The following is a 316-nucleotide window of genomic DNA, read 5'->3' on the forward strand; positions in this document are numbered from 1 at the left end:
TGGCGATCTCGCCGCGCTCGAGCAGCACATGGTCGATGGAGCGCTCCGCGAGGCAGCGGCTCATCGCGAGCCCCGCGTGCCCTGCGCCGACGATCACTGTGGTGACGGAACTAATCGCGCCCTCTCAGCAAAAGCTACGGCTCGAACCGCCCTTCAGTTGACCACGACCGTGACGTTCGTCGGATTGGTGACGATGTCATAGACGGCCGACCGCTTCTGCGACTGGGCGACGAGCGCCTCGATGTCCTCGCGCTTGGCGTCGGCGTCGATGGCGTACTTCACCGTGATGCCGCTGAAGCCGTTGCGGACGTCGCTG

The 316-nt window shown here is 65.5% G+C and carries 1 protein-coding gene; it reads right to left on the reverse strand.

The window, feature by feature from the left end:
- A partial coding sequence (locus EN851_RS37790; protein WP_281041130.1) for an NAD(P)-binding protein occupies positions 1-97 on the reverse strand: 97 nt, incomplete at its 3' end.
- Between the last annotated feature and the right edge of the window lie 219 nt (positions 98-316).

Source organism: Mesorhizobium sp. M8A.F.Ca.ET.208.01.1.1, assembly GCF_004791315.1.
GTDB lineage: Bacteria > Pseudomonadota > Alphaproteobacteria > Rhizobiales > Rhizobiaceae > Mesorhizobium.